The sequence below is a fragment of the Streptomyces sp. NPDC058877 genome (assembly GCF_042742855.1).
Taxonomy (GTDB): domain Bacteria; phylum Actinomycetota; class Actinomycetes; order Streptomycetales; family Streptomycetaceae; genus Streptomyces.
The window spans coordinates 1-8,940 of record NZ_JBHYMF010000249.1; the positions used below are offsets into that span (position 1 = coordinate 1).

Annotated in this window: 6 protein-coding genes and 1 tRNA gene; 1 reads left to right on the top strand and 6 read right to left on the bottom strand. The window is 68.8% G+C overall.

Translation table 11 applies throughout. The features are described from left to right. Positions 1-61: 61 nt before the first annotated feature. The 6 genes from pknB to ACFW2Y_RS32675 all read right to left on the bottom strand — a co-directional run bounded on the left by pknB (position 62) and on the right by ACFW2Y_RS32675 (position 8,147). Entirely contained in the window at positions 62-2,050 is a 1,989-nt protein-coding gene (gene pknB / locus ACFW2Y_RS32650) for a Stk1 family PASTA domain-containing Ser/Thr kinase (protein ID WP_384886372.1), read from the bottom strand. Positions 2,051-2,206: 156 nt separating this feature from the next. Beyond that, positions 2,207-3,673, bottom strand: a complete 1,467-nt coding sequence (locus tag ACFW2Y_RS32655; protein WP_384886375.1) for a peptidoglycan D,D-transpeptidase FtsI family protein — start codon at positions 3,671-3,673, stop codon at positions 2,207-2,209. Continuing rightward, a complete protein-coding gene (locus ACFW2Y_RS32660; RefSeq protein ID WP_384886377.1) occupies positions 3,670-5,112 on the bottom strand; it encodes an FtsW/RodA/SpoVE family cell cycle protein in 1,443 nt (480 codons plus the stop codon). The genes ACFW2Y_RS32655 and ACFW2Y_RS32660 overlap by 4 nt, the downstream gene beginning before the upstream one ends. A 25-nt stretch (positions 5,113-5,137) precedes the next feature. Then, on the bottom strand, positions 5,138-6,622 hold the full coding sequence (locus tag ACFW2Y_RS32665; RefSeq protein WP_384886380.1) for a Stp1/IreP family PP2C-type Ser/Thr phosphatase: 1,485 nt from the start codon (positions 6,620-6,622) through the stop codon (positions 5,138-5,140). Between the two features lie 171 nt (positions 6,623-6,793). Beyond that, the gene (locus tag ACFW2Y_RS32670) at positions 6,794-7,312 is read right to left on the bottom strand and encodes an FHA domain-containing protein (RefSeq protein WP_384886383.1); all 519 of its coding nucleotides are present in this window, start codon (positions 7,310-7,312) and stop codon (positions 6,794-6,796) included. Positions 7,313-7,322: 10 nt separating this feature from the next. Further along, positions 7,323-8,147, bottom strand: coding sequence for an FhaA domain-containing protein (locus ACFW2Y_RS32675; protein WP_384886386.1), 825 nt, complete (start codon positions 8,145-8,147; stop codon positions 7,323-7,325). 584 nt (positions 8,148-8,731) lie between these two features. Here ACFW2Y_RS32675 and ACFW2Y_RS32680 point away from each other — a divergent pair. Next, positions 8,732-8,818 (top strand) — tRNA-Leu (locus ACFW2Y_RS32680). Positions 8,819-8,940: the final 122 nt, after the last annotated feature.

The window sequence follows — 8,940 nt, forward strand, 5'->3', positions numbered from 1 at the left end:
GTCATCCACCGTGGATGACCGGGGCCCGCCCCTTTCGTGCGTCGCCGTGCGCCGGCGGCCGTCAGCCGAAGAAGCCGCCGCCGTCCCCGCGCCCGCCGCCCACCGTGAAGACGGTGACCGGCTGCGAGGTGGAGATCGTCGAACCCTCCGGGGGGTTCGTGCCGACGACCATGGCGTCCTCCTTGTCGGAGTTCTGCTGGATGACCGTCAGGCCCATGCCCTCGAGCAGGTCCCGGACCTCCTTGAACTTCTTGCCGGTCAGACCCCCGGGAATCTGCACCTGGGTGTCCTGCGGACCCTTGGAGACCTTCAGCACGATCTGGACGTCCTTGGGCTGGTTCGACGGTCCCTGCGGCGTCTGGCCGATGACCGTGCCCGCGGGCTGATCCGAGTCGACCTCGTCCTTGGAGATGTTCGTGAACCCGATCGCCTTCAACTGTTCGACGGCCTGCTCGTAGCTCCGGCTCGTGACGGAGGGCAGCTCGGACAGCTTCTTCTTCGCGACGGTGATCGTGATCTCGGAGTTCTGCTCCTTCTTGGTCCCGCCGTCCGGGTCCTGCTTCAGGACGGTGCCGGGGTCCTCGTCGGACTCCTCCCGCTCGACCTTGACCTTGAAGCCGCTGTCCTTGAGGCGCTGCTCGGCCCGTTCCTGGGACTGCTCGACGACGTCCGGCACTTCGACGAGCGGAGAGCCCTCGGAGACGTACACCTGGATCGTGCCGGCGACGGCCATCTTCGCGCCGGGGCCGGTGGCGGCCGGTTCCTGGCGGCAGACGGAGCCCTTCGGCTGGTCGCAGCGCTCGGTGCCGGCCTGTTCCACCTTCACCTGGATGTTGCTCGCCCGGCCCTGTGCCGTCTCCATCGTCAGACCGACCAGCTGGGGAACCGTGACCTGCTGGTCGCGGTCCTTCTTCTCGGTCAGGGAGATGCCGATGAAGATCGCCCCGATGAGCACCAGGACCCCCGCGAGGGCCAAGAAGATCGTCGAGAGGTTGGGCTTCTTCTGGCCACCGCCACGGCGACGGTCCGGACGGTCGCCGTAGCCGTAGCCGCCGTCCTCCGGGTTGATCGGCGGCAGCATCGAGGTCTGGCCGCCCGGGTCGGTCTGGCGCAGCGCCGTGGTCGGCTGCTCCTCCGGCGGATAGCCGCCGTAGCCACCGCCGTACCCCGGCGCACCCGCCATGCCCATGGCAGCGGCGGCCGCGACCGGCTGGCCGTCGAGGCACGCCTCGATGTCCGCGCGCATCTCGTCGGCGGACTGGTAGCGGTAGTCGGGGTCCTTGACCAGCGCCTTCAGGACGATGGCGTCCATCTCGGGCGTGATCTCGGGGTCGAAGTTGCTCGGCGGCTGGGGCTCCTCGCGGACGTGCTGGTACGCGACCGCGACCGGGGAGTCACCGATGAACGGGGGGCGGACGGTGAGCAGCTCGTAGAGCAGACAGCCGGTGGAGTAGAGGTCGGAGCGTGCGTCGACCTGCTCGCCCTTGGCCTGTTCCGGGGAGAGGTACTGGGCCGTGCCGATGACTGCCGCGGTCTGGGTCATGGTCATGCCGGCGTCGCCCATGGCGCGCGCGATGCCGAAGTCCATGACCTTGACTTGGCCGGTACGCGTCAGCATGACGTTGGCCGGCTTGATGTCGCGGTGGACGATGCCGGCGCGGTGCGAGTACTCCAGCGCCTGGAGGATGCCCACCGTCATCTCGAGCGTGCGCTCGGGCAGCAGCTTGCGGCCGGAGTGAAGCAGCTCACGCAGGGTCGACCCGTCGACGTACTCCATCACGATGTACGGGATGGAGACCCCGTCGACGTAGTCCTCGCCGGTGTCGTAGACCGCGACGATCGCCGGGTGGTTGAGCGAGGCGGCGGACTGTGCCTCACGGCGGAACCGGGCCTGGAAGGACGGGTCACGGGCCAGGTCGGCCCGCAGCGTCTTCACGGCGACGGTGCGGCCGAGCCGGGTGTCCTGGGCGAGGTACACCTCGGCCATGCCACCGCGGCCGAGCACCGGGCCCAGCTCGTACCGGCCGCCGAGGCGACGCGGCTCTTCCATAGCTAATCCAGCCCTCTCCGTCTGTCCCGACCGCACCCTTGGGTGGTCCGGCGGTGTGTGCTGTTCGCGCATACGCTACCGGCCCCGGGGAGGGGTTCTGCCCGGGGCCGGTAGCTGATACCTGACCGGTACCTGGCTGGTACGGGATCCAGGGGTTCAGCCCTGGGTCTTGAGGACCGCCTTCATGACGGCCTTGGCGATCGGGGCCGCCAGGCCGCCGCCGCTGATGTCCTCGCGGTCGGTGCCCTCGGCGTCCTCGACGATCACGGCCACGGCCACGGGGGAGCCCTTGGAGGTCATGGCGTAGGAGATGAACCAGGCGTAGGGGCGCTTGGCGTTCTTCTCGCCGTGCTGGGCCGTACCCGTCTTGCCGCCGACCTTCACGCCGTCCATGTTCAGGTCGGCGTTGCCGCCGGTGCCCCGGGTGACGACGTTCTCCATCATCTGCTGGAGCAGCTGGGCGTTCTCGGCGGAGACCGGGCGGCTCATCTCCTCCGGGTCGTTCTGCTTGATGACGTCGAGGTTGGGGGCCCGCAGCTGGTCGATCATGTACGGCTTCATCAGCTTGCCGTCGTTGGCGATCGCCGCCGTGACCATCGCCATCTGGAGCGGGGTGGTCGCGGTGTTGAACTGGCCGATGGACGAGAGCGCGTTGCCGCCGCGGTCGGCCGTCTTGTCGTAGACGGAGGCCGAGGAGCGGACCGGGGTGAACTGCTCGGAGTTGAAGCCGAACTTCTCCGCCATCTCGACCATCTTGTCCCGGCCGACGTCGTCACCCAGCTTGGCGAAGACCGAGTTGCAGGAGATCTCCAGGGCCTTGGTGAGGCTGGCGTTGGCACAGCCGCCGGAGTGGTTGACCATCTCCTGGTTGGAAAGCGGGATCTTCCAACCCTCGGGGGTGTCGGTCGCCGCGTTGATGTCGGTGACCTTGCCGTTTTCCAGCGCGGCGGCGGCGGTGACGACCTTGAAGACGGAGCCGGGCGGGTAGATCTCACGGATCGCGCGGTTCAGCTTGGGTTTGTTCTTGTCCTCTTCCAGCGCGACCCAGGCCTTCTCGTCCTCCCCGGAGTAGCCGGCGAAGGTGGAGGGGTCGTACGAGGGCGTGGAAGCCATCGCGAGGATCTTGCCGGTGCTCGGCTCGATCGCGACGACGGCACCGGTGTTCTTGCCGAGGCCCTTGTAGGCGGCCTTCTGCGCGGCGCCGTTGAGGGTGGTGACGACGTCGCCGCCCTTCCGCTGCTCGCCGGTGAACATCGCCAGGGTGCGGTCGAAGAAGAGCCGGTCGTCGTTGCCGGTGAGGATGCCGTCCTCGATCTTCTCGATCTGGTTGGCGTCGTAGGCCTGCGAGGCGTAGCCGGTGACCGGGGCCCACATGGGCCCGTCCACATAGGTCCGCTTGTACTTGTAGAACTTGTCCTGCGAGTCCACGGAGCCGGTGATGGGCTTGCCGTCGACGATGATGTTGCCGCGCTCGTTGGAGTACCGCTCGATCTGGATGCGGCGGTTCTTCGGGTTGGCGTTCAGCTCGTCGGCGCGGACGAACTGGAGCCAGTTGTCGCGGACGAGCAGGGCGAGGACGAGCAGGCCGCAGAAGATCGCGACCCGGCGCAGCGGCTTGTTCACGGACGGACCACCTGGGTCATCTCGGCATCGGGGTTCGGGGCGGGGGTGGGCGCGGGGCGACGTGCGGTGTCGCTGATCCGGATCAGGATGCCGATCAGGGCCCAGTTGGCGATCACGGAGGAGCCGCCGTAGGCGAGGAACGGCATCGTCATGCCGGTGAGCGGGATGAGGCCCATCACACCACCGGCGACGACGAAGACCTGGAGCGCGAAGGCGCCGGAGAGGCCCATGGCCAGCAGCTTGCCGAACGGGTCGCGGGCCGCGAGGGCGGTGCGCACACCGCGCTCGATGATCAGACCGTAGAAGAGCAGGAAGACCATGACGCCGGTCAGACCGAGCTCTTCGCCGACGGTGGCGAAGATGAAGTCGGAGTTGGCGGCGAACTGGATCAGGTCGGAGTTGCCCTGGCCGAGGCCGGTGCCGAGGATGCCGCCGGAACCGAATGACATCAGCACCTGGGTCATCTGGTCGCAGGCGTACGCCATGTTGGTGTTCGGAGGTGCCGTCTTCAGGCACTCGAACGGGTCGAGCCAGGCCTGGACGCGGGACTGCACGTGGCTCGCCGTCGAGCCGACGACCACGGCGCCGGCGCAGGACATGAGCAGACCCATGACCACCCAGCTGGTCCGCTCCGTCGCCACGTACAGCATGATCACGAACATGCCGAAGAACAGCAGCGAGGTTCCGAGGTCGTTCTCGAAGACCAGGATGAGGAGGCTGATCGCCCAGATCGTCAGGATCGGACCGAGGTCGCGTCCACGGGGCAGGTAGAGCCCCATGAAGCGGCGGCTGGCCAGGGCCAGCGCGTCCCGCTTCACCATCAGGTAGCCGGAGAAGAAGACGGCCAGGACCAGCTTGGCGAACTCACCGGGCTGGATGGAGAAGCCGCCGACGCGGATCCAGATCTTGGCGCCGAAGCTGTCGGTGCCGAGACCCGGCACGAGCGGCAGCAGCAGCAGGACGAGGGCCGCCGCCATGGAGATGTACGTGTAGCGCTGGAGGACCCGGTGGTCCTTGAGCAGCAGCAGCACGCCGACGAACATGGCGATGCCGATCGCCGAGTACATCATCTGGTTCGGCGCGGACTCGCTGAACGCGCCGTACTGGCGCTTGGCCAGCGAGATCAGCCGCGGAGACTGGTCGAGCCGCCAGATCAGCACCAGGCCCATGCCGTTCAGCAGGGTGGCGAGGGGCAGCAGCAGCGGGTCGGAGTACGGCGCCCACTTCCGCACCACCAGGTGCGCGACGCCCGCGAGCAGCGCGAGGCCCAGCCCGTACCCGAGCATTCCGGCCGGGACCTTGCCGTCCAGCGCGAGGCCCACGTTGAGGTAGGCGAACACCGGGATGACGACGGCGAACGCGAGCAGCGCCAGCTCGGTGTTGCGCCGGCTCGGCGCTTCGATCGCGCCGATGGTGGTCGTGTTGGTGACAACGCTCATGGTGGTGAAGGCCCCCTACGGGTGCTTACTGCTTGCCGCAGTTCGAGGCCAGCTTCTGCTCCTCCGGGGTGAGGGTGGGACCCGGGGACGGAGCGGCTGTGGTGGGCGTGGAATCAGGGGTGGCGGTGCCGTCGGGCTGCTGGGTCGGCGACTCGCTGGCCTGGTCGGCGGCCTTCTCGGCGGCGGCGTGCCGCTGCTCCGCCTTCTTGCAGGCGGAGGCCTGCACGGCCAGTTCGGCGATCTTCGTCTCGGCCTTGCCGAGGCTGCCGCCCGCGATCGTGTCCTCGACCTGCTTCCGCTGGTAGGCGGGGAGGTACTTGAGTTCGATCTCGGGGTGGTCCTTCTCGACCTTCGAGAGCGACACCCATGCCAGGTCCTGGCTGATGCCTTGGTACAGCGCCACGTGCTGGCCCTTCGAGCCCACGAAGTACTGCGTCTGCGTCCAGCGCCAGGCGCCGTAGAGGCCACCGCCGACGACCGCGAGGGCGAGGACCAGGAAGAAGGAGCGCTTGAGCCACTTCCGGCCGCTCCGCGGCTTGACGAAGTCGTCGTCCGCATAGGAGTCGAAGGAGCCCTGTGGGGGCATCCCGCCGTAGCCGTCGCCGCTGCCGGGAGGGCCGAAGCCGCCGGCGGGCGGCTGCTGGTGCGATGCGGTGCGGCCGAGCCCGGAGGCCCGGCCGGCCGGGGTCTGCATGGCCCCGCCGTCGCTCAGCTGGGCCTGGTTCTCCGCGACGGCGCCCACGACGACCGGGATGTCGCTGAGGTGGCCGGCGAGGGTCTCGCCGCCGTCGACGTCGAGCACGTCGGCGACGATCACCGTGATGTTGTCGGGGCCGCCGCCGCGCAGCGCGAGCTGGATCAGCTCCTGCACGGTCTCCTGCGGGCCCTGGTAGCTGGCGAGGGTGTCTTCGAGGGTCTGGTGCGAGACCACGCCGGACAGGCCGTCGGAGCAGATCAGGTACCGGTCACCGGCTCGGACCTCACGGATGGAGAGGTCGGGTTCGACGTGGTCGCCGCTGCCGAGCGCGCGCATGAGGAGCGAGCGCTGCGGGTGGGTGGTGGCCTCTTCCTCGGTGATCCGACCCTCGTCGACGAGGCGCTGCACCCAGGTGTGGTCCTGGGTGATCTGGGTGAGCACGCCGTCGCGGAGCAGATAGGCGCGGGAGTCTCCGACGTGTACGAGGCCGAGCCGCTGGCCGGTCCACAGGAGGGCGGTGAGCGTGGTGCCCATGCCTTCGAGCTGCGGGTCCTCTTCGACCATCATCCGGAGCTGGTCGTTGGCGCGCTGCACCGCGGTACCGAGCGAGGTCAGGATGTCGGAGCCGGGAACGTCGTCGTCGAGCGTGACGAGCGTGGAGATCACCTCGGAGGAGGCGACTTCGCCGGCGGCCTGGCCGCCCATGCCGTCGGCGATGGCGAGCAGCCGGGGCCCGGCGTAGCCCGAGTCCTCGTTGCCCTCGCGGATCATGCCCTTGTGCGAGCCCGCGGCGAATCGCAAGGACAGAGTCATGCGCACCTGCCCTGTTGCCGCTGCATCGGGGTACAGCCGGTCTCGACCCACACTGCCCACCCTCCGGTCGCTCCGGTCACACCGGTTGCTTCAGTCGCTCCGGTCAGGAGCACGGCACGTCCTTTGGCGGGGACCGTCCCGGCTCGCTCGCTCCGCTCGCTCATTTTCGTACTACTTCCGCAGCTCGATGACGGTCTTGCCGATGCGGATCGGCGCGCCCAGCGGAATCGGCGTGGCGGCGGTGAGGCGGGTCCGGTCGAGGTAGGTGCCGTTGGTGGACCCGAGGTCCTCGACGATCCACTGGCCGTCCCGGTCCGGGTAGATCCTCGCGTGACGGCTCGATGCGTAGTCGTCGTCCAGCACGATCGTCGAGTCGTGGGCCCGCCCCAGCGTGATCGTCTGGCCCTGGAGGGCGACGGTCGTGCCGGTGAGGGTGCCCTCGGAGACCACCAGCTTGGTCGGGGCGCCGCGGCGTTGGCGCCCTCCCGAGCCCTGCTGGCCGCGTTGCTGCGGGGGCGCGGCGGCCTGGCGCGCGTTCTGCTGGGGCCGCGCCTCCTGGCGGCGCGAACCGCGCTGGGTGACTCGCGTACCGAAGAGGTCGCTACGGATGACCTGGACGGCCACGATGACGAACAGCCACAGAACGGCTAGGAAACCCAACCGCATGACCGTCAGGGTCAGCTCTGACATTGCCCCCGCTTCACCCCTCGGCTTGCCGGTAAATGATGGTGGTGCTGCCCACGACGATCCGTGAGCCGTCGCGGAGCGTAGCGCGGGTGGTGTGCTGCCCGTCCACCACGATGCCGTTGGTGGAGCCCAGGTCCTGGATCGTCGAGGGCGTTCCGGTCAGGATCTCGCAGTGCCGGCGGGAGACGCCGGGGTCGTCGATCCGCACGTCCGCTTCGGTGCTGCGGCCCAGGACGAGGGTCGGGCGGGAGATCTGGTGGCGGGTGCCGTTGATCTCGATCCAGCGGCGCACCGTCGGGCCCGAGGTGGCGTGGGCGCCCGTGCCGGGCGGCGGCACGGGGCCGCCCGCAGGGTGCCCGCCGGGCGGCGGCGAGGCAGGCATGGGCGGAGCGCCCGCCGGGGGGTACCCGTAGCCGCCGCGGCCCTGCTGCTGCCCCGGGGCGGGCGGCTGGGGCTGTGACGTACTCGACGCCAGCGTGCGGCTGCGGACGCGGTACAGGCCCGTGTCGAGGTCGTCGGCCTTCTCCAAGTGGACCTTGATCGGTCCCATGAAGGTGTAGCGCTGCTGCTTCGCGTAGTCCCTGACCAGACCGGCGAGCTCGTCGCCCAGCTGGCCCGAGTAGGGGCTGAGGCGCTCGTAGTCCGGTGTGCTCAGTTCCACGATGAAGTCATTGGGGACGACGGTCCGCTCGCGGTTCCAGATCGTCGCGTTGTTGTCGCACTCCCGCTGGAGCGCACCGGCGATCTCGACCGGCTGGACCTCGGACTTGAAGACCTTGGCGAAGGTGCCGTTGACCAGGCCTTCGAGACGCTGCTCGAAACGCTTCAGGACTCCCATGGGGCACCTCCTCCGTCGTTGTCACCCTGGTACTGCTTACTGATCGTATCCACGCGTCGGGAAATCGGCTGGTTCCCCTTCTCTGCCCTGTGGATGAGTGTCACCTCTCACAGGTTTTCCCACGGATCGTAGGGGCGGTCTGTGGACAGTGTCCCGCACCTGGCTGTGGGAGCGGAGGCTCGGTCCTGAGTCCGGTGTGGTCCGTCCTCTTCCTCCCGCTCCTTCCGACTCGCTCCGGGCGCCTTCCCCGCCCCTGGGTCGTTCTCGCCCCTGCGTCGTCCTCGCGTCGTTCCCTCCGGTCGCCCCCTCCGGGCTCCGGTCCGTTCCCCCTCGCGCCCCTTCGTGTCGGCCCCTTCCCCTCCGGGCTCCTTCCCCACCCGTCCCGCCGTGCACTCCCCTCGGGCCTGCCCCGCCGTTCCCGCCGTGCACTCCATGCAGTCCCGTCGCACTCCTCCTCCCCTCTCCTTGTTCTGCGGGAGCGAGGACGAAACAACGGATGTGAATCCACGGTCTGCGACGTGCTAATCTTCAGATGTCGCCAGGCGCTCCCACCGAGAGGTGAGAGGGCAGGGGGACCACCCAATGCGCGGGTGGCGGAATAGGCAGACGCGCTGGATTCAGGTTCCAGTGCCCGCAAGGGCGTGGGGGTTCAACTCCCCCCTCGCGCACCAAGGGACACCCGAGAGTGTCCTGGTAGCAACGACGAAACGGTCGGCATCGTGATCACGATGCCGGCCGTTTTGCTTTTCCCTGCTGGTCAGGTGGGGTGTGGTGCCTACACGTACGACTGCCC

Excerpts from the sequence above, each read along its gene's own strand:
- pknB (WP_384886372.1), bottom strand. The coding sequence starts at position 2,050 with ATGGAAGAGCCGCGTCGCCTCGGCGGCCGGTACGAGCTGGGCCCGGTG.
- ACFW2Y_RS32660 (WP_384886377.1), bottom strand. The coding sequence starts at position 5,112 with ATGAGCGTTGTCACCAACACGACCACCATCGGCGCGATCGAAGCGCCG.
- ACFW2Y_RS32665 (WP_384886380.1), bottom strand. The coding sequence starts at position 6,622 with ATGACTCTGTCCTTGCGATTCGCCGCGGGCTCGCACAAGGGCATGATC.
- ACFW2Y_RS32670 (WP_384886383.1), bottom strand. The coding sequence starts at position 7,312 with ATGTCAGAGCTGACCCTGACGGTCATGCGGTTGGGTTTCCTAGCCGTT.
- ACFW2Y_RS32675 (WP_384886386.1), bottom strand. The coding sequence starts at position 8,147 with ATGGGAGTCCTGAAGCGTTTCGAGCAGCGTCTCGAAGGCCTGGTCAAC.